General features: G+C 67.6%; 20 protein-coding genes. 7 read left to right on the top strand and 13 right to left on the bottom strand.

Going from position 1 to position 19,349, the window contains the following annotated elements:
* The first annotated feature begins 49 nt into the window (after positions 1–49).
* Genes AUL33_RS18725 through AUL33_RS18715 form a run of 3 tightly spaced genes read left to right on the top strand, consistent with a single transcriptional unit; the run spans position 50 to position 2,066 of the window.
* Positions 50–898, top strand: coding sequence for a folate-binding protein YgfZ (locus AUL33_RS18725; protein ID WP_062212070.1), 849 nt, complete (start codon positions 50–52; stop codon positions 896–898).
* On the top strand, positions 895–1,554 hold the full coding sequence (locus AUL33_RS18720; RefSeq protein ID WP_062211939.1) for an HD family hydrolase: 660 nt from the start codon (positions 895–897) through the stop codon (positions 1,552–1,554). Before AUL33_RS18725 ends, AUL33_RS18720 begins: the two co-directional genes overlap by 4 nt.
* Complete coding sequence (locus AUL33_RS18715; RefSeq protein ID WP_062211936.1) at positions 1,551–2,066, top strand: tyrosine phosphatase family protein; 516 nt, start codon at positions 1,551–1,553, stop codon at positions 2,064–2,066. Before AUL33_RS18720 ends, AUL33_RS18715 begins: the two co-directional genes overlap by 4 nt.
* 70 nt (positions 2,067–2,136) lie before the next feature.
* Here AUL33_RS18715 and recO read toward each other — a convergent pair whose 3' ends face one another.
* The 9 genes from recO to rpoZ all read right to left on the bottom strand — a co-directional run bounded on the left by recO (position 2,137) and on the right by rpoZ (position 10,059).
* Positions 2,137–2,865: a DNA repair protein RecO gene (recO, locus tag AUL33_RS18710; protein ID WP_062211934.1), complete on the bottom strand. Its 729-nt coding sequence runs from the start codon at positions 2,863–2,865 to the stop codon at positions 2,137–2,139.
* A gap of 86 nt (positions 2,866–2,951) precedes the next feature.
* Entirely contained in the window at positions 2,952–3,887 is a 936-nt protein-coding gene (gene era, locus AUL33_RS18705; protein ID WP_062212068.1) for a GTPase Era, read from the bottom strand.
* 157 nt (positions 3,888–4,044) lie between these two features.
* Positions 4,045–4,761, bottom strand: a complete 717-nt coding sequence (gene rnc, locus AUL33_RS18700) for a ribonuclease III (RefSeq protein WP_062211932.1) — start codon at positions 4,759–4,761, stop codon at positions 4,045–4,047.
* Complete coding sequence (lepB, locus tag AUL33_RS18695; protein WP_062211929.1) at positions 4,749–5,483, bottom strand: signal peptidase I; 735 nt, start codon at positions 5,481–5,483, stop codon at positions 4,749–4,751. Before lepB ends, rnc begins: the two co-directional genes overlap by 13 nt.
* Before the next feature lie 92 nt (positions 5,484–5,575).
* Positions 5,576–5,977, bottom strand: a complete 402-nt coding sequence (gene acpS, locus AUL33_RS18690) for a holo-ACP synthase (protein ID WP_062211927.1) — start codon at positions 5,975–5,977, stop codon at positions 5,576–5,578.
* Entirely contained in the window at positions 5,974–6,570 is a 597-nt protein-coding gene (locus AUL33_RS18685; RefSeq protein ID WP_062211924.1) for a DUF2062 domain-containing protein, read from the bottom strand. The genes acpS and AUL33_RS18685 overlap by 4 nt, the downstream gene beginning before the upstream one ends.
* Before the next feature lie 133 nt (positions 6,571–6,703).
* Entirely contained in the window at positions 6,704–7,282 is a 579-nt protein-coding gene (pyrE, locus tag AUL33_RS18680) for an orotate phosphoribosyltransferase (protein WP_062211921.1), read from the bottom strand.
* A 38-nt stretch (positions 7,283–7,320) separates the two neighbouring features.
* Entirely contained in the window at positions 7,321–9,522 is a 2,202-nt protein-coding gene (locus AUL33_RS18675; protein ID WP_062211919.1) for a bifunctional (p)ppGpp synthetase/guanosine-3',5'-bis(diphosphate) 3'-pyrophosphohydrolase, read from the bottom strand.
* 126 nt (positions 9,523–9,648) lie between these two features.
* Complete coding sequence (rpoZ, locus tag AUL33_RS18670; RefSeq protein WP_062211916.1) at positions 9,649–10,059, bottom strand: DNA-directed RNA polymerase subunit omega; 411 nt, start codon at positions 10,057–10,059, stop codon at positions 9,649–9,651.
* 234 nt (positions 10,060–10,293) lie between these two features.
* Between rpoZ and AUL33_RS18665 the strand changes: the two genes are divergently transcribed.
* The 3 genes from AUL33_RS18665 (at position 10,294) to AUL33_RS22560 (ending at position 12,169) form a co-directional block, all read left to right on the top strand.
* Positions 10,294–10,887, top strand: a complete 594-nt coding sequence (locus tag AUL33_RS18665; RefSeq protein WP_062211913.1) for an NYN domain-containing protein — start codon at positions 10,294–10,296, stop codon at positions 10,885–10,887.
* A 27-nt stretch (positions 10,888–10,914) separates the two neighbouring features.
* A complete protein-coding gene (locus tag AUL33_RS18660) occupies positions 10,915–11,595 on the top strand; it encodes a uracil-DNA glycosylase (RefSeq protein WP_062211909.1) in 681 nt (226 codons plus the stop codon).
* A gap of 238 nt (positions 11,596–11,833) precedes the next feature.
* A complete protein-coding gene (locus tag AUL33_RS22560) occupies positions 11,834–12,169 on the top strand; it encodes a hypothetical protein (RefSeq protein ID WP_192843221.1) in 336 nt (111 codons plus the stop codon).
* A 430-nt stretch (positions 12,170–12,599) separates the two neighbouring features.
* Here the strand turns inward: AUL33_RS22560 and AUL33_RS18650 are convergent, their stop codons facing one another.
* From AUL33_RS18650 to dapA, 3 genes are all read right to left on the bottom strand, one after another.
* Positions 12,600–13,208, bottom strand: coding sequence for a peroxiredoxin (locus AUL33_RS18650; RefSeq protein WP_062212066.1), 609 nt, complete (start codon positions 13,206–13,208; stop codon positions 12,600–12,602).
* Between the two features lie 201 nt (positions 13,209–13,409).
* Complete coding sequence (gene smpB, locus AUL33_RS18645) at positions 13,410–13,889, bottom strand: SsrA-binding protein SmpB (protein ID WP_062211903.1); 480 nt, start codon at positions 13,887–13,889, stop codon at positions 13,410–13,412.
* Between the two features lie 85 nt (positions 13,890–13,974).
* Complete coding sequence (gene dapA, locus AUL33_RS18640; RefSeq protein ID WP_062211900.1) at positions 13,975–14,859, bottom strand: 4-hydroxy-tetrahydrodipicolinate synthase; 885 nt, start codon at positions 14,857–14,859, stop codon at positions 13,975–13,977.
* A gap of 291 nt (positions 14,860–15,150) precedes the next feature.
* On the opposite strand from dapA, the gene AUL33_RS18635 reads away from it, so the two are divergent.
* Positions 15,151–17,343 carry a lytic transglycosylase domain-containing protein gene (locus tag AUL33_RS18635; protein ID WP_062211896.1) on the top strand — a complete coding sequence of 731 codons (2,193 nt, stop codon included), beginning with the start codon at positions 15,151–15,153 and terminating at the stop codon, positions 17,341–17,343.
* A gap of 1,027 nt (positions 17,344–18,370) precedes the next feature.
* Here AUL33_RS18635 and AUL33_RS18630 read toward each other — a convergent pair.
* On the bottom strand, positions 18,371–19,349 hold a 979-nt coding region (locus AUL33_RS18630), incomplete at its 5' end, for a porin (RefSeq protein ID WP_062211892.1).

The following is a 19,349-nucleotide window of genomic DNA, read 5'->3' as shown; positions in this document are numbered from 1 at the left end:
TTTCGAACCCCGTTTCGAGACGAGCGGCCACGGATGGGATGATCCGCCGATGTCCTCCGCCCGCCTTTGCGACCGTGCCGTGCTTCTCGTCGCCGGCCCGGACGCCGAACCGTTCCTGCAGAACCTCGTCACCGCCGATCTCGACACGCTGGCGACAGGCGAGGTGCGCCCGGCGGCGCTGCTGACGCCGCAGGGCAAGATCCTCTTCGACTTCCTCGTCAGCCGGACGCCCGAAGGGCTTCGCCTCGACGTCGCCGCCGGGGCGCGCGGCGATCTGACGAAGCGCCTGACCCTCTATCGGCTCCGCGCCAAGGTGACGCTGACGCCGTCCGATGAAGCCGTCGCCGCCGTCTGGGACGTGACCGAGGCGCCGGACGACTCTCTGGTCGACAAGCGCTTTCCCGTGCCGGTCTGGCGGCTCTACGGCGCGGCAGCGGACAGCGCAGGCGACGATGTCGCCGGCTTCGAGGCGCTGCGCCTTGCTCATGCCGTCGCCGAGGCGGAGCGCGACTTTCCGGCCTCCGACGTGTTTCCGCACGATGTCCTCCTCGACCAGAACGGCGGCGTGTCCTTCCGGAAAGGCTGCTATGTCGGGCAGGAGGTGGTCTCGCGCATGCAGCATCGCGGCACCGCACGCCGGCGCCTGATGGTGCTGCGCGCCGAGGGCCACCTGACGCCCGGCGCCAATCTGGAGGCCGGCGGCCGGACGATCGGCACCGTACTCTCGGCCGCCGGCGCGCTCGGCATGGGGATGGTTCGGATCGACAAGCTGGCCGACGCCCTGCGTGCCGACCTCGCCCTCAGTGTCGACGGGGTCGCGGTCGAGGCGGAAGTGCCGTCCTGGGCGGGTTACACGCTGCCCGAAGCCGTGCCAGCGGGCGCTGCGGACGACGCATGAGCCGAGCCGCCGCCCCCTCCTCCGTCTCTCGCGCGGCCAAGAGCCCCCGCGTCTGGCAGCGCATGCTGTCGGGCCGCAGGCTCGATCTTCTCGATCCCTCGCCCTTCGACGTCGAGATCGCCGACATCGCGCATGGCCTTGCGCGCGTCGCGCGCTGGAACGGGCAGACGCTCGGCGACCATGCCTTCTCCGTCGCGCAGCATTCGCTGATCGTCGAGGAGATCGTCGCCGCGAGCGAACCCGATCCGCGCTGGCGCCTCGCCGCGCTGCTGCATGACGGGCCGGAATACGTGATCGGCGACATGATCTCGCCGTTCAAGAGCGTTCTCGGCGGCGACTACAAGAGCATCGAGAAGCGCCTTCAAAGCGCGATCCACAGCCGATTCGGCCTGCCTGCCGAGTTGCCGGCGGCGGTCGCCAAGCTGATCAAGTCCGCCGACCGCGTCTCCGCCTATTTCGAGGCCAAGCTCCTCGCCGGGTTCACCGCTGCCGAAGCCGCCAGCCTCTTCGGCAAGCCGGGCACCACGGCCGTCGACGACAGCCGCTTCGCGCCGCAGCCGGCATCCAGCGTCGGCGCCGCCTATCTCGATCGCTTCCACGCGCTCGACCGCCTCGTCCACCCGTCCCATCCCGCGCCCGGAAAGCCGCAGCCATGAGCTACATCGTCGTCTCGTCCCTTGCCGACATGCCCGCCACCGTCCTCGAACACGGGGCGGCGGGCGTCGTGACGCTGATCAACGCCGACACGCTCGTTGAGCGTCCGGCCTCGATCGCCCCCGATCGCCACCTCTTCCTCGGCATGAACGACATCACCGTGCCGGTGGAGGGCCTGACCCATCCCGGCCTCGTGCACCTCGACCGCCTGCTGGAATTCGGCCACCGCTGGGACCGCGCGGCGCCGCTCGCCGTCCATTGCTGGGCCGGGATCAGCCGCTCCACCGCCGCCGCCTACATCCTCGCCATCGCCATCAATCCCGATCTGGACGAACAGGCACTGGCCGAAGAGCTCCGCCGCCGCGCGCCTTCCGCGACGCCGAACGCACTCCTCGTGGAACTGGCCGACGAAAAGCTCGGACGCGGCGGACGCATGGTCGTCGCCATCCGCTCGATCGGCCGCGGCGCCGATGCGTTTTCGGGCACGCCCTTCGTGCTGCCATTGACGCTGTGAGGGCTGGCCGGGTTGGGTGAAATGACGGCGGGCAGGCGTCGGATCGCCAAAACGCCCTACTCCTCCACAGTCACTCCCGCACCGACCGCGCGATGATCCCCAGCGCGCCGCTGCGCGAGGCCGGGGCCTCGATGGCGCGGGGTTCCCAGACGTGGCGGGCGAGGAAGAAGCCGGTCATGCGGAAGCCCGCTTCGAGATGGGCGGCGTCGGGGCGCGTGGCGTCCTGCGAGAGGAAGCCCGGCAGGGGCAGGAGCCGGTCCTTCCACGGCTCGCCGGCCGCGCGGCTGACGGCGCGGCCTGATTTCGGGGAGACGTAGACGAGGTCGTCGCGCGTGCCGGTCGCCGCGCAAGTCTCCAGATCGAGCCCGAAGCCGAGTTCCTCCAGCAGCGCCACCTCGAAGCGCAGGATCATCACGCCGGCCGCGATCGGATCGGCGAGATGGTCAACGATGGTCTGGATGGCGTCGTAGAGGCGGGGATGGGCATCGCGCTCGGGAAGCAGGCGGATATGGGCGGCGAGAAGCTGGATGCCGTGCAGGCCGATGGCCGATTCCATCAATCGGGCGGCGCGCAGTTCCAGCGGCTCGACCGTCATGAAGCCTAAGTGCTCGTCGAGCCGCGCACGCCAGTTGGCCTCGACCTGATTGCCGGGCTGCAGCACCGGCTGGAGCTTGCGCGAGCGTCCGCCGCGCACGAGGCCGAGATGGCGACCGCGCTCGCGCGTCATGATCTCCACCACCGCGCTCGTCTCGCCCTGGCGCCTCACGCCGAGGACGATGCCCTCTTCCCGCCATTCCATATCGTCTCGCCATGCCGCCGCCGGTTTTCAACAGATAGGGCGGCACGGCTCTCGATGCCCGTGGCCGAACGTCGTGTCGCGAGCGATCAGGCCGTGAAGTCGAGGCCCATCTCGCGGTAGCGCTCGGGGTCGTTGCCCCAGTTCTCGCGCACCTTCACGAAGAGGAAGAGATGCACGGTCTGCTCGGCGGCTTCGGTGATCTCCTTGCGCGCGGCCTGCCCGATTGCCTTCACCGTCTCGCCCTTGTGGCCGAGCACGATGGCCTTCTGCGAGTCGCGCTCGACATAGATGGTCTGCTCGATGCGCACGGAGCCGTCCGGCCGGTTTTCCCAGCGCTCGGTCTCGACCGTCGAGGCGTAGGGGATCTCCTGGTGGAGGCGCAGGAACAGCTTCTCGCGGGTGATCTCGGCCGCGAGCTGGCGCAGCGGCAGGTCGGAGATCTGGTCCTCCGGATAGTACCAGGGCCCTTCCGGCAGGCGCTGGGCGAGGAAGGCCATCAGGTCGTCGCAGCCCGAGCCCTTCAGCGCCGAGATCATGAAGATCCGCTCGAAGTCGCCCTTCGTCGAGATCTCCTGCGTCATCGCCAGGAGGCGGTCGCGCCGCATCTGGTCGACCTTGTTGAGAAGCAGCACCTTAGGATGCTTGACGTCCTTCAAGCGCTCCATGATCGCCAGCACCTCGTCGTTGATGCCGCGGTCGGCATCGACGATGGGCAGGATGATGTCGGCATCCTTGGCGCCGCCCCAGGCGGTCTTGACCATGGCGCGGTCGAGCCGGCGCTTGGGGTTGAAGACGCCGGGCGTGTCGACGAAGACGATCTGCGTGCGGTCCTTGATGGCGATGCCGCGCACGAGCGCGCGCGTCGTCTGGACCTTATGGGTGACGATCGAGACCTTGGTGCCGACGAGCTGGTTGACGAGCGTCGACTTGCCGGCGTTGGGCGCGCCGAGCATCGCCACGAAGCCCGAGCGCGTGGGGGCGAGTTCGGGGGTCTCGGTCGCGGTCTCGGGTCCGGTGTCGATGGTGGTGTCGTCGGTCAAATCGGGTCTCGCTCGGGCGCCGGCGGGAGCGCCGGACGATGATGGGGAAAATCGGATTATGCGGCCAAACCCCAAAGAAGGCGAATGGTTTGCGAAGGCCAATGGTTTGCGCGGGGGGCGTATCGGCCGGCGTCCAGGCTCAACCGGTGGGCACGCCGTCCCACACGCCTTCGCGCAGAAGGATCGTCTCCGCGGCATCCTGCTCGGCGATGCGCTTGGAGCGTCCTCGCCCGGTCGCGGGCTCCACCTCGCGCACGGTGGCGCGCACGGTGAAGACCGGCTCGTGGTCCGGGCCGGAGCGCTCCACCAGTTCGTAGACGGGCGGCATTCCGGTGCGCTTGTGCGACCATTCCTGCAGCTCGGTCTTGGGATCGCGCCGGGCATGGACGGCGCCATCGAGCCGGGCACCCCAGTGCTTCAGGATGAAGGCGCGGGCGGGCTCGAATCCGTGATCGAGATAGATGGCGGCGATCAGCGCTTCCACGACGTCAGCGCGGATGTTGCGGTTGCGCCCCGCCACCGAGCGCTGCAGGTCGGCGCCGTGGCGGATGAATTCGGTGAGGCCGATCTCGTCGGCAATCTCGGCGCAGGCCTCAGCGCTGACGAGCGAATTCAGCCGCAGCGACAGGTCGCCCTCGTCGGCGGTCGGGTAGAGCTCGAAGAGCTTCTGCGCGATGGCGAGCCCGAGCACCCGGTCGCCGAGGAACTCGAGCCGCTCGTAAGAGGATTTCGAGCCGGAATTCTTGAGGCTCGAATGTGTCATCGCGCGTTCGAGCCGCGAGCGGTCGGCGAAGCGGATGCCGATTCGGGCTTCGAGACGATCGAGCGCTGCGCCCGATCCCCTCACCCGAGCCATGTCAGGATGCGACCGGGGCGCAGGCTCGACGGCCACTGCCAGACTTCCAGCGGCGAGGCGTCGTTCTCCATGGAGAAGAAGATGACCTGCGCCTTGCCGACGAAGTTCTCGAACGGCACGTAGCCGACGTCGAAGCGGCTATCGAGCGAGTTGTCGCGATTGTCGCCCATCATGAAATAGTGGCCGGGCGGCACGACGAACTCGCGGGTGTTGTCGCCCACCGACTCGGGATCGGCGTCAAGCGTGTCGTAGGTGACGCCGTTCGGCAGGGTCTCGCGGAACTGCGGGATTTCGGCGCCGCCCTCGGTGACGAAGCTGCCGTCCGCCACCTTCGGAACCGCCTGCCCGTTGATGAAGAGCACACCGCCCTGCATCTGGATGCGATCGCCCGGCAGGCCGATGAGGCGCTTGATGTAGTCGGTCTGCGTCTCATTCGGCTTGCGGAACACCACCACGTCGCCGCGCTCGGGATCGGAGCCGAGAATGCGGCCCTCGAACAGGTCGGGCGAGAAGGGCAGCGAGTATTTCGAGAAACCGTAGGACCACTTCGACACGAAGAGATAGTCGCCGATCAGCAGCGTCGGCATCATCGAGCCCGACGGGATCGAGAAGGGCTGGAACAGGACGGTGCGGATGACGAGCGCCAGAAGAAGCGCCTGAACGACGACCTTGACGGTCTCGCCCCAGCCTTCCTTCTTCTTGCCAACGGTCCGATCGACCATGCGAAATCCTTCCATTCCCGACGCGGCACGCCGCAGCCGGCTGTGTACTGTCTGCCGCGCGGTTCGGCAATCGTCAGGGAATCTTTAAGGGGCTAACTCTCCGGCAGCGCCTCGATGATGACGAAGGCCTGCGCCAGCGGGAAATCGTCGGTGATCGTCAGGTGAACGACGCCGCGATGCCCAGCCGGCAGCAGCGCGGCGAGGCGCGCGGCCGCGCCGTTGGTCAGCCGCATCGTGGGCTTGCCGCCGGGCAGGTTGACGACGCCCATGTCGCGCCAGAAGACCCCTTGCGACAGGCCGGTACCGAGCGCCTTGGCGCAGGCTTCCTTGGCCGCGAAGCGCTTGGCGTAGGAGGCGGCGCGCTGCGCCCGCCGGTCGGACTTCGCCTGCTCGATATCGGTGAAGACGCGCGTCGTGAAGCGGCTGCCGTGGCGTTCGAGCGTCTTCTCGATGCGGCGGATGTCGATGAGGTCGCTGCCGATGCCGACGATCATGGCGCACCGTTGAGGGTGGAGCCGAGCGCCATGCGCTCGCTGCGAAGCTGGCGACCCGCCTCGGTGCGGCGATGCTTGGCGGCCTGGAACGAACGCGCGGCGAAGAACACGGCGACATAGGCGAGAGCCGCGAAGCCGAGCCCGAGCGGCAGCGAGCCGACCAGCATCGGCTCCAGATAGGGCTTCCAGATCGCGGCGATGTTCATGTGCGACAACGCCTGCCCCAGGCCCTCGGGCGCGTGCCCGTCGGGGAGTTCGGCCGCCGTGAGGTAGCGGCCGGTCTCGTAGGTCGAGGCCCAGATCAGCGGATAGGTCAGCGGGTTGCCGAGGAGGCAGCCGAGCGCCGCCGCAGCGAGATTGCCGGACATGACATAGGCCAGCGCGAAGGCGAGCAGGAAGTGGAAGCCGAGAAAGGGCGTGAACGTGGCGAAGACACCGGCCGCGACACCCGCCGCGATGGCATGCGGCGTCGCCCGCAGCCGCAGGACGCGCTTCTGCATGTAACGCAGCGAACGGCGCCAGGAGCGGCGCGGCCAGAGCGTCGCGCGCAGGCGCTGGAGGCGGGTCTCGGGCTGGCGACGCCGGAAGAGCATGAGCGTCCGTGATCCTCTGGGCGGGGCCGGTGGGCAAGACTTCGAGACGAACCCGCCGAGAGGCGGCGCGGAGCACCGGGCGATGCATCCGCAACGTTCATCGGGCATCGCCGGGAAAAGTAGACGGCGTGCCCTAGAGCGACCGGCTACCGGGCTTGATGGGCGCAATTGCGGCGAGTTCGGGCGGCAGATCGTCCGGCGAGTAGGTCGGCACCTCGTAGGAGGCGAGCGCCACCAGCGGCACGCCGACATCCACCTTGCCCGCCGAGCGATCGACGATGCAGCCGGCGGCGACGACCTCGGCCCCCAGCTCCTTCAAACAGACGATCGTCTCGCGGATCGACAGGCCGGTGGTCACGATGTCCTCGACGATGACGACGCGGGCACCCTTGGGTATCTCGAAGCGGCGCAGGCGAAAGACGCCGTTCTCGCGCTCGACATAGATCGACGGGGCGCCGAGATGGCGCGAGGTCTCGTAGGCCGGGATCAGGCCACCGACCGCGGGGCCGACGATGTAGTCGATCGGTCCGTCCACCGCGGCGCGAAGGCGCTCGGCCAGCGCCTTGCAGAGTTCCTCGGTATAACCCGGATGCATGAAGACGCGGGCCTTCTGCAGGAAGATCGGGCTGCGCAGGCCGGAGGTCAGGATGAAGTGCCCCTCGAGATAGGCCCCGGCCTTGCGGAAGATCTCGATGACGTCGTCCGTGTTCATGTCCCGGCGGCCTTTCGCGCAAGGGTGGGCTTCGGGGCTCAGCCGTTCACACGAACGACGTCGGTGACGCAAGCCTTGCCGCGCAACTGATTGAGGGTGCGCGTGAGGTGCTGGAGATCCCAGACCTCCAGATCCACCATCATCACCGTGACGTCCGGGGCGGTGGCGACCATCGAAAGGTTGTGGATATTGGCGTCGTTGAGCGCGATCGTCTCGGCGATCTCGGCGAGCGTGCCGGGCTCGTTGAGGGCGGAGATGCGGATTCGCGCCGGAAAGCGCGTCGTCAGCTCGGCGTCGAGATCCCATCGCACGTCGATCCAGCGGTCCGGCTCGTCGTCGAAGGCGGTGAGCGCCGGCGACTGGATCGGGTAGATGGTGATGCCCTTGCCCGGCTCGAGGATACCGACGATCCGGTCTCCCGGCACCGCGCCGTCCGGCCCGAACTGGACGGCGGTGTCGTCGCCCGCGCCGCGAATGGGGATCGGCGTCGGCGCTTCGCCGCCGCGCAGCTTGCCGAGGCCCGGCATCTTGAAGATCAGCCCGGCTGCGGTGCGCAGGTTGAACCAGCCCTCTTCCTCCGGCTTCATCGTCGGCTTGGAGGCTCGCGTATCCTGGTAGTCGGGATGCACGGCGCGGAACACGTCGGACGACGGCAGCTCGCCGCGCCCCACGGCCGCCAGCGCGTCCTCGACGTCGCGGAAGCCGACCTTCGAGAGGTAGGGCTTCAGTCCCTCGCGAGCGAAGGTCTTGCCGGCGCGGGTGAAGGTGCGCTCCAGGATCTGCTGGCCGAGCCCGCAATATTGCTTGCGGATGGCGAGGCGCGCGGCGCGGCGAATGGCCGAGCGTGCCTTGCCGGTGACGACGACGCCCTCCCAGGCCGGCGGGGGCGTCGCGGCCTTCGAGCGGATGATCTCGACCTCGTCGCCGTTCGTCAGCTCTGTGACCACCGGCATGATCCGCCCGTCGATCTTGCAGCCGACGCAGGTGTCGCCGACATCGGTGTGGACGGCATAGGCGAAGTCGATCGGCGTCGCGCCGCGCGGCATGGCGATCAACCGGCCCTTCGGCGTGAAGCAGAAGACCTGGTCCTGGAAAAGCTCCAGCTTGGTGTTCTCGAGGAACTCCTCGGGCTGATCGCCCTCGGCCAGCATCTCGATGGTGCGGCGCAGCCAGGCATAGGCCGAGCTTTCGGTGGAGAGCGCGTGCTCGCCGTCCTTGTAGAGTTCGTGCGCGGCGATGCCGTATTCGGCGATGTGATGCATCGCATGGGTTCGGATCTGCAGCTCGACGCGCTGGCGCGAGGGACCGACGATCGTGGTGTGGATCGAGCGGTAGTCGTTCTGCTTGGGGATCGAGATGTAATCCTTGAACCGGCCGGGCACGAGCGGCCAGGTGCGGTGGACGATGCCGAGCGTGCGGTAGCAATCCTCCTCGTCGTCGACGATGACGCGGAAGCCGAAGATGTCGGAGAGCTGTTCCAGCGACAGCGCCTTGCGCTGCATCTTCGAGAACACCGAATAGGGCTTCTTCTGGCGGCCGGAGACGACGGCGACGATGCCCTGTTCCTTCAGCCGCTCGGCCAGCGTCTCCTCGATCTTGGCGATCGTGTCGGCGTGCTTTTCGAGGAGTTCGGCGAGGCGCGCGGTGACGGTCTCGTGCGCCTCCGGGTTGATGTGCTTGAAGGCGAGGTTCTCGAGTTCCTCGCGCATGTCCTGCATGCCCATGCGCCCGGCGAGCGGGGCATAGATGTCCATCGTCTCCTGCGCGATGCGCGAGCGCTTCTCGGGCTTCATGTGATGAAGCGTGCGCATGTTGTGGAGGCGGTCGGCAAGCTTGACGAGAAGCACGCGGATATCGTCGGCGATGGCGAGCAGCAGCTTGCGCAGGTTCTCGGCCTGCTCGGCCTTCTTCGATACGAGGTCGAGGCGCTTCAGCTTCGTCAGGCCCTCGACGAGCGTGCCGATCTTGTGGCCGAAGACCTGATCGATCTCCTTGCGGGTGGCGTCGGTGTCCTCGATCGTGTCGTGCAGCAGCGCGACGGCGATCGTCGCCTCGTCGAGATGCAGGTTCGTCAGGATGGCCGCGACTTCGAGCGGATGCGAGAAGTAGGGATCGCCGTTCACCCGCTTCTGCGAGCCATGCTTCTGCATGGCATAGACATAGGCGCGATTGAGCAGCGCTTCATCGAGGTTCGGCTTGTAGGCCGCCACGCGCTCGACGAGTTCATACTGCCGCATCATGGCCTGTCATGCTCTCCAGGGTGCCGGGATCGGACATGTGAAAAGGGGCGCCCCGGCTCGGCGGGACGCCCCTTCAATATAGGTTGCGATGCGGCAGACGAGAAAGGGTCTAAACGACCCGATCGGTCAGAAATCGTCGTTCTTCTCCGGCGGGATCAGGCCCTCGATGCCCGAGAGCAGCTCGTCTTCCGACATGCGGTCGAAGGCGATGTTGTCGTCGCCGTCCTCGGAGGCCACGATCACCGAACCGGGCGCCGGCGCATCGGAGAGCGTGCCGGACGCGGGGGCCTGCGGCTCGGGCTCGTCCACCTCGACATGCTTCTGCAGCGAGTGGATGAGGTCTTCCTTCAGGTCGTCGGGCGAAAGCGTCTCGTCGGCGATCTCGCGCAGAGCCACGACGGGGTTCTTGTCGTTGTCGCGATCCACGGTGATCTGCTGGCCCTGCGCGATCTGCCGAGCGCGGTGGCTGGCGAGCAGCACCAGCTCGAAGCGGTTCTCGACCTTGTCGACGCAATCTTCTACGGTGACGCGGGCCATGCCTGTCTCCTCGGGATATGATTCAAAGAGCTGAACCGCCCGTCTAACCCCTTGACAATTTCCGCACAAGGGGCAAGCGCCCGTTTAAGTGTGAACGGTGGCCGGGCTTGTGCCTTTTCGTTGGCATCGAGCGGGTCGGCCGCTATCCTTCGCGCCAGTCCGATGGGCCTCGGCCATTCTGCGCGCGCCGGCCCCGTTTGCGGCGCAATCCGATTTCAGCAGCGAAAGCGTTCGATGTTCGATTCCAGAGAAAAGATCGCCCTCTTCATCGACGGCGCCAACCTCTATGCGACGTCGCGGGCGCTCGGCTTCGACATCGACTACAAGAAGCTGCTCACCGCCTTCCAGAAGCGCGGCTACCTGCTGCGCGCCTATTATTACACGGCGATGGTCGAGGACCAGGAATACTCCTCGATCCGGCCGCTGATCGACTGGCTGGACTACAACGGCTACAGCGTCGTGACGAAGGCGGCCAAGGAGTTCACGGACTCGATGGGCCGCCGCAAGATCAAGGGCAACATGGACATCGAGCTCGCCATCGACGCCATGGAACTGGCCGAGACGGTGGATCATTTCGTGCTCTTCTCCGGCGACGGCGACTTCCGCTCGCTCGTCGAGGCTCTGCAGCGCAAGGGCCGCAAGGTCTCGGTCGTCTCCACCCTGTCGACCCAACCGCCGATGATCGCCGACGACCTGCGCCGGCAGGCCGACCATTTCATCGACCTGCGCTCGCTGCAGACCGAAGTCGGCCGCAGCCCGGCCGAGCGCGAAGCCCGCCTCGCCCGGCGCGCCGAGGCCGAGACGCCCGAGCCCAGCGAGGACGACTGAGCGCCGACGCCGGATCGCAGACCCCCCATGCCCCCTTACGTGCCCATCGCCCTGCCCGGCGCCTCGCCCTCGCGCGACTGCCCGATCTGCCCGCGCCTCGTCGCCTTCCGCGAGGAATGGCGAGAGAGGGAGCCTGGTTGGCACAATGCCCCGGTCGAAACCTTCCTGCCGCGCTCGGGTCCGGCCGAGGTCCGGCTGCTCGTGGTGGGCCTTGCGCCCGGTGTTCGCGGCGCCAACCGCACGGGCCGCCCCTTCACCGGCGACTATGCCGGCGATCTCCTCTACGCGACGCTGAAGCGCTTCGGCTTCGCGCGCGGCACGTTCGAGGCCCGGCCCGACGACAGCCTGGAATTGACGAGGGCGGCGATCACCAACGCCGTGCGCTGCGTGCCGCCCGAAAACAAGCCGATCGGGGCCGAAATCAACGCCTGCCGGCAATTCCTGACGCCGACGATCCGCCAATTGCCGAACCTCGCGGCCATCGTCACGCTCGGGCGCATCGCCCATGACTCGACCGTGCGCGCGCTCGGCGCCAAGCTGAAGGACGCCCCCTTCTCGCATAACGGCGCGCATGATGTGGCGGGCCTGCGCATCGCCTCGAGCTACCATTGCTCGCGCTACAACACGAACACCGGCCGCCTGACGGAGGCGATGTTCGCCGACGTCTTCGAAGGCGTCGCGGAGTTCCTCGGCGTCCCGCCTGCCTGAACGCAGGACGACCCGGCATTCATGTCGGGTTCAGGCCACCGGGGGGCAGAGTGACGCTCATGAGCCTGCGGAGGTGATGCTCAGTCGGTGAGACGCAGGGTACAAACGCCCCGCCAGTCTCGCACTGCAGCATGCCGGCAAGGGAACATGTGCGCTCCCTCGTCCATTCTTCCGCTCGACTCGCGTGCCGAACCACAACGAAAGATCCCTTCTCATGCGCCGCATCTCGCAGTTCGTCATGGCACTCGTCGTCATCGGCACGGGTGCCGCCCTTCCCGCCGCGCCGGCCCGTGCGCAAAGCGCGGCCGAAATCTTCCACTTCTGCCTGCAGAACCCGCGCAACAGCACGTGCCAGCAGATCGAGCGCAATGGCGGCCGTGTGGTCGCCCAGCCGCGCCGCGACGATCGCCGCCGCGGCGACGAGTATCGACGCGACGATCGGCGTGGATACGACAACCGGCGCGACGATCGCCGCAGCTACGATCGGCGCGACGACCGCCGTCGGTACGACCGTGATGACCGATACGATCGCCGCGACGACCGGCGCTGGGACGACGACGGCTGGGACAACTGATCGCGCGAGACGCCGTAACGCGTAGCGTCCGCTTCCATCCGCGCTCGGTAGAGCTTGGTAGCGCTTGGTAGCGGGACTGGACCGTTCGCTTGCCGGCCTGGAGCCGGTCAGCCCGTTCGCCAACGCTTCGATCGGGTGAAGAAATCCGTTACAGGATGGTGACGAGATCTACGTCCTGCACGGCAGTCGCCGTTCGATTGAAGGGACCGAATTCGCCTCGAAGGGCGACAGATCGAGGATAGCCTGCAGTTCTTGTTCGCCATCCGGGGCGAATGACAAGGGCAATGGCAGGCGTGCAGCCCCCTCGCGCCGGCGCTCTTCTTGTCCGGCCGGAGATGCCGATGGCATCAGCGGCGGCGTGGCTCCTTGAGCCAATGATACCGTGACGCGCGACATGTGGATGCACGGATCGATCGCGCGCCGCTCCCTCTCAGTGATGGGCGGCACCGTCCTCCGGGTGCCGGCGCAGCCAGTCGGCGACGTCGGCTGCATTCCGGTCGGGCGGGAACACGGGATAGAACAGCGCGACGATCTCGCCGTCCCGCACGATCATCGTGAGCCGCTTGAGAAGGAGATCGCCGTCCACCTCGAAGGTCGGCAGGTCTAGCATGTCCTGCACGTCGAGCCCGGCATCCGACAGAAGCGGGAACGGCAGGTGCAGCCGCTCGGCGGCTTCGCGCTGGTAGCCGGTGGTCTGCGTCGAGAGGCCGAAGACATGGGCGACGCCGAGCGCCTTCAACTCGGCGAATTGATCGCGGAAGCCGCAGGCCTGCGGGGTGCAGCCGCGAGCGCCGGGAATCTCGTTCCAGCCGCCCGGCAGCGGCGCGCCGGGGCGCCCCGTCATCGGATAGGCGTAGAGGACCACCGTTCCCCGCAGCTGACCGAGATCCACGGGCGGGCCGCTCGTCGCCGGCAGCGCGACCCTCGGCAGGGTGCGGCCCAGAAGATGGCTCGCCGCCCCGTCGTCGAAGGGGGCTTCGAGACCCTCGGGCAAGATGGTCAGATCCGTCACGGCGTGTCCTCCCGGCTTTTGGGCCATCGTCACGCCGCTTCGATCAAAGCGCAAGAGTCCATCGGAGCCGTTGGCGCCCGACGGGTCGAGCCCGAAGGCGGCCGGTGGACCCATCGCAGTCCGGCGCGCGCCCGTCTACGCAGCGATCGTCGATGGCGCGAAATCCTCGACGGCTTGCGGACTGCGAGTGCTGCTACGGTCGGTCAAGCTTGCGAGAGCGGCGGTGGGTCAGTCGCGCCCGCCCTCCTTCATGACGCGCTGCTTCTGCCGGTTCCAGTCGCGCTCCTTCAGCGTCTCGCGCTTGTCCGGAGCGTTCTTGCCCTTGGCGACCGCCAGTTCGAGCTTCGCGCGGCCCTGCTCGTTGAAGTAGATCTTCAGCGGAATGAGGGTCATGCCGTCGCGCTGGACGGCGCCGGCCAGACGGTTGCGCTGCGCGGCATGGACGAGCAGCTTGCGGCGGCGCTTGGGCTCGTGGTTGAAACGGTTGGCCTGCAGATATTCCGGCACGTAGGAATTGATCAGCCAGATCTCGCCGCCCTCCTCGGTGGCGTAGGATTCGGCGATCGTCGCGCGGCCGAGCCGCAGCGCCTTGACCTCGGTGCCCGTCAGCACGAGCCCAGTCTCCAGCGTGTCGATGATCTCGTAGTGGAACCGCGCCTTGCGATTGTCGGCGACGACGTTCGACTTCGTGTGCGGAGCTTTGGTCATTGCGGTCGCCCTTCATGCGAAGGGACGCCGACCGGCGCCCCCTCGCGAAACTCATCGTCTGTATGTGGGCGCAAGCCCCGCCGGATCAATTCAGGAGGCCGGCATGGCGCAGCGCGGCGTCGATCTGCTGCTCGGTGGAAGCCTCGATCGGCACGAGCGGCGAGCGCATCCGGTTGTGGCCCCGGCCGAGGCGCGACAGCGCATACTTCACGCCGCAAAGGCCCGGCTCGATGAAGATCGCCTTGTGCAGCGGGAAAAGCCGGTCCTGAAGCTCCAGCGCGAGGGGCATCTGGTGGCCGAGGCTCGCGGCCTGAAACTCGGCGCAGAGGCGCGGCGCGACGTTGGCGGTGACCGAGATGCAGCCGTGTCCGCCCTGGGCGTTGAAGCCGAGCGCGGTGGCGTCCTCGCCCGAGAGCTGAATGAAGTCCTGGCCGCAGGCATGGCGCTGGTCGGAGACGCGGTCGAGCTTGGCGGTCGCGTCCTTCACCCCGACGATGGTCGGGAAGTCCGCATGCAGCCGCGCCATCGTCTCGACGCTCATGTCGATCACCGAGCGCGGCGGAATGTTGTAGATGAAGATCGGGATCGTGGTGGCGCGTGCGACGGCGGCATAGTGTTCGTAAAGGCCGCGCTGCGTCGGCTTGTTGTAGTAGGGCGTCACGACGAGCGCGCCGTCTGCGCCGGCGCTCTGCGCGAAGCGTGCGAGATCCACCGCCTCGGCCGTGTTGTTGGAGCCCGCACCCGCCATGACCGGCACGCGCCCGGCCGCGACCTCGATGCAGATCTCCACCGCGCGCTTGTGCTCGGCATGCGTCAGCGTCGGGCTCTCGCCCGTGGTGCCCACGGGAACCAGCCCTTGCGTGCCCTCCCCGATCTGCCACTCGACGAATTCGCCGAAGGCGGCCTCGTCCAGGCTGCCATCGGCCGCAAAGGGGGTAATCAGAGCCGTGAGCGAGCCCTTGAACTGCATGTCGTCACTCCCGGCGACTGAAAATGGAGGGGCAGCGGCGGCCGGCCGGCGCCACAAAAAGCGCGGCTTGGCGTGGCATTCCCCGTGTCGTCCAAGGAAGCAGGGCGGCGAAGAGCCGCTTTGCCCCCATGCGGACGGCGCACCATAATGAAGCGCAGAAGCCGAAACAAGCGACCGTGATCCCGCTGACGGCGGGTGGCTTTACCGGATCTTCATCGTGTTCGTGAGACCTTTGGTGACCATGCGCGGCCGTTTCCACGCGCCGGTGACGACGATGCTGCAGGAGGTTTCATGAGACAGTCGACGCGCGCCCGGATCCTGATCGTGCCGGCGCTCCTGTCCGCCCTGGCTGCGAGCACGGCCGGCGCCGAATCCTTCCTCGACCGCATTCCCATGCCGAGCTTCAAGATGCCGACGCTGGGTCTCGGTCGGCAGAAGGCCGAGCCCGACACCGACCGCTTCGGCACGCCGGCCCCATCCGCCAATCCGCTGCTGCGCCCGGCACCCGCCGCGCCCGCATCCAGCGCAGCGCCGGCGCCGGATGCGGCGGCCTTCACCTCGTCGATCGCCGCGATGGGCGCGCGCGTCTCCAACGTCTCGCCGGTGCGCGGCGGGCTGAAGGACGGGCTCGACGCGACCTATCGCGACGTGCCGCGTGCGCTCGCGATCCGCGAGGGCATGACGCCCGGTTCGCTCGACCGGCACATCCTCTCCTGGGCCATCGCACTGCGCGGCACGAGCGATGTGCCCGCCGCCGAGATCGCCCACACCGCGATGGAACTGCGTGACTGGCCGGGCATGGGCACGGTACGCGCCAATCTCGAACGTGCGCTCTACCGCGACCGTCTGCGCGCCTCGGACGTCGTCGGCGCCTTCGCCTCCGACGCGCCGAAGACGCCGGAAGGCTCGATGGCGCTGGCGCGCGCCTTCCTCGAACTCGGGCAGGCCGGCAAGGCCAAGGCGCTCATCGTCAAGTCCTGGCGTAACGACAAGTTCGACAAGTCGACCGAGAGCGAGATGCTCGCCTCGTTCGGCACACTCCTGACCCGCGCCGACCACAAGGCGCGCATGGACATGCTGCTCTATGCCGACCGCGTGAACGACGCCTCGCGCGTCGCCAAGCTGGCCGGCGCCGAACCGCTGTTCAAGGCGCGCGCCGCGCAGATCTCCGGCGCGCCCAATGCCGACAAGATCCTCAACCAGGTTCCCGCTGCCTTCAAGACCGACCCGAGCTATGTCTTCACGGTCGTCGAGACCCTGCGCAAGCAGGAGAAGGCGCGCGAAGCCGCCGCGCTGATCGAGCGCGTGCCGCGCGACCGCGCCTCGCTCGTCGATCCCGACGCGTGGTGGAACGAGCGCCGCATCGTCTCGCGCATGCTGCTCGAGCAGGGCGACCGAAAGGACGCCTACCGCCTCGTCGCCAACCATTCGGCCGAGGGCGTGACCGAATCGGTCGAGGCCGAGTTCCATGCCGGCTGGTACGCGCTGCGCTATCTCGGAGACGCTGGCACCGCCTCGAAGCACTTCGCCCGCATCGCGCAAATCTCGAACCGGCCGCTGTCGCAGTCGCGCGCCTATTACTGGCTCGGCCGCGCCGCCGAGGCCGGCGGCCCGGGCAGCGCCAAGGACTATTACGGCCGCGCCGCCCGGCACTCTGCGACCTTCTACGGCCAGCTCGCCAACGCCAAGCTCGGCCGCACCCCCGGCGCGATCGCCTACCCGAAGCCCTCGGCCGCCGAGCGCGACCGCTTCGAGCGGCGCGAAGCCGTGCGCGCCATCCGGCGCCTCGAAGACATCGGCTCGAACTTCCGCGCCGACCTTCTCTACAAGGCGCTGGCCGAGGACGTCGACAGCCCGGGCGAGCTGGCGGTTCTCTCATCGATGGCCGAAAAGCGCGGTGACCACAGCCTCGCGCTGACCGTCGGCAAGACCGCCTATTCGCGAGGCGTCGATGCGCCCGCCCTCGCCTTCCCGGTCGGCGTCATTCCCGCAGACGCCAACATCTCGGCCTCCGGCAAGGCGCTGGCCTACGCCATCGCGCGCCAGGAAAGCGCCTTCAACCCGAAAGCCAAGTCGCCGGTCGGCGCGCTCGGCCTGCTGCAGGTGATGCCGGCGACGGCCAAGGGTCTCGCCAAGAGCGCGGGCCTCGCCTACTCCGAGACGCGCCTCCTGAACGACGTCTCGTACAACGCGCTCCTCGGCTCGCAATATCTCGGCCAGCAGATCGACAACTTCAACGGCTCCTACGTCCTCACCTTCGCGGCTTACAATGCCGGCCCGCGCCGCGCCCGCGAGTGGATCCAGCGCTTCGGCGACCCGCGCGGCAAGTCCGTGGACGAGGTCGTCGACTGGATCGAGATGATCCCCTTCACCGAGACGCGCAACTACGTGCAGCGGGTGATGGAGAATTATCAGGTCTACAAGATGCGCCTCGGCGCTGGCTTCGACATCGAACGCGACGTGACGCAGGGCCGTCGCGGCTGACGCACCGCCGCGGGGCCGGGCATCGACGGGCCGACGCCGAGCGCGGACTGCACGACAAGACTGGAAATGAGAAGGCGAGGACGCAAAGGCGCTCCTCGCCTTCGTCGTTTCCAAACCGGCCGGGGCCGCAGCGCACGTCGCCGAGCGAACCGCACGCGCTCTTCTGGAGAACCCGGCTCACTTAAATCGGGCAAGGACCGACCGCGCGACGGCGCCGCATCCGGACCTGCGCGCACAGGTGACGATCGCTTGCGCGCTTCGAAATGGCGGGGCGATCATCGCCCAACGCGCGGCCGACCCATCTTCGAGGATGGATGGCCCCTGGCGCGTTGGACGGCGCGTCGGGAGAGGCAAGGCCCGCAGTGCCGGCCGGAGTCGCAGAGGCTGTCGGTCGCGGCCGTCCGCCAACGGGCGTCCGCCCAAGCCTGGAAAGGTCTGCGCTTCAGAGCCTGAGCCAGTCGTGCGAAAACGATGGGCTGCGGGCAAGCGAGGTTTTGCGCGTGGCACGTCGCATCGCGTCGACGTGTTCCAGCCAAGAATGCGATTCAGCTTAGAGGCGGCGACATCCGTGCTGGAGCATTGGAACCCCGACGCCTTCAGGCGGCGTGAGCATGGCCGGGGATCAGCGGAGATCACGGCCGTCTGGCCGACATTGACGGCTCCGAACCATCCGAAGCGGGATTGGTCCGGGAGCGCTATGAGAGCCTGCAGACAATCACAACGGGGGGTGCCCCCCCGCGACGATCGGTTCGCAGGACATGCTCCGATCTTAGTCTTGTCCGCATCGTCCGACGACGAAGCGAATCCGCTTTCGACCGGAAATGCTGCGGGAATGAGACCCGGGTTCGAATGGCTGGACCCGGCGAGGCCAGGGGACGGATGATCTCGGACGCGGATTTCCTCTCGCCTCCCGACTTCGACTTCTGGGAGCGATCGTCATTCAGCGCCAAGCGCTAAAAACCGATGCTCAAACGCAGAAAAGGCCCGGCTTGCGCCGGGCCCTTTCCGTTTCCGATCGGAGATCCGATTAGAAGTCGCGCTGGAAGCGCAGGAAGCCGGAGACCTGATCGGTCTCGCCGACCGGGCCGCCGAAATCAACGTTCTTGTACGAGACTTCGCCGAGCGTGGCGAAGTTGTTCGTGATCTGGTAGCCGACGTTCAGGACACCGGCGTAGTACTCGCCGTTGTCGACGATCGTCAGACCGTTGCGGGTGTTGAACAGCGAGACGTCGAAGGTCTCACCGTACTGGCCGGCAATGGCGAGGCCGAGCTTGCCGAACGCCTGAGCGTAACCCGCACCAGCGGCCCACTCGAGGGTGATCGGAACGCCAGCGGTCGTGAACTGCGAAGCCGAGATCGACGAAACCGAGTCGATACCGGTGATGCCGGCGTAGATCGTCGGGTCGAAGGCGTAGTGACCTTCGATCTTCAGCTGCGACTCAGGAGCGATCAGGTCCTTCAGGAGAACGCCGCCCTTCAGAGCGAAGGCGTCGTTGTTGCCGTCCTGGAGACGGGTCGGGTACGGGCCGACCAGGTTGATCGCAACGCCGTTCAGCGTGACCGAGTCGAGATCTTCCAGGTTGTAGGTCTCGTCGTAGACGCCGGAGATGTAAGCACCGCCCCAGGCGCCCGAATAGACGAGCTTGGCGTGGACGTCCGGAACGACGTCGCCGGTGCCGTCATCTTCGGCGCCGATCGTGGCCGAGAAGCCGCCGGCTGCGAAGGTGTAGGAGACCTGGTTGGTGTTGATGTCGCCGACCACGAGGTCCGTGTCGGTGAGCAGGCCGTCTTCCAGACCGCCGATACCCGACGACCACAGCGTGTCGCGGTAACCCATGAGCAGGCCGCCGAGCTGGATGTAGGCCTGGTCGATGCCGACGCCGTTGTTGGCACCGGCGGTGTTGGTGGCCTGCAGACGGGCGAAGGCGCGCAGGGTGCCGAGCTCGGTCTCTTCGCGGGCGTCGAAGTTGAGGCGGGCGCGAACGCGGGTGCCGACCTGGTAGTCA

This window comes from Aureimonas sp. AU12, assembly GCF_001463705.1.
Taxonomy (GTDB): domain Bacteria; phylum Pseudomonadota; class Alphaproteobacteria; order Rhizobiales; family Rhizobiaceae; genus Aureimonas.
This window is presented reverse-complemented; position numbering and strand designations above follow the sequence as displayed.